Consider the following 294-nt stretch of genomic DNA (forward strand, 5'->3'; position numbering starts at 1 on the left):
GGTATCAACATTCAGGTTGGTGCAAACACCGGTGCTAACGAAGTTATCACTATCGACTCTGGCGCCCTGGTTAATGCTAAAACTTCTGGCGGTCTGTCATCTGGCGTATCTAGCGCTGTTGCCGCAATTAGCGGAACAACTGCAAGCGGTACGGTAAGCGGCATCGGTGGCGATGATGGCTTGGCTCAAAAAATTGTTGATGCCGTTGATACTGCATTGAAAGCAGTAGATACCGCACGTAGTAACCTGGGTGCGATCCAGAACCGTTTCGAATCCACGATCACCAACGTGAAC

The 294-nt window shown here is 50.3% G+C and carries 1 protein-coding gene; it reads left to right on the forward strand.

Translation table 11 applies throughout. The annotated features are described in order from the left end of the window. On the forward strand, positions 1-294 hold a 294-nt coding region (locus NXT09_RS22400; protein ID WP_268581201.1), incomplete at both ends, for a flagellin.

The sequence above is a fragment of the Pectobacterium jejuense genome (assembly GCF_026800125.1).
Lineage (GTDB): Bacteria > Pseudomonadota > Gammaproteobacteria > Enterobacterales > Enterobacteriaceae > Pectobacterium > Pectobacterium jejuense.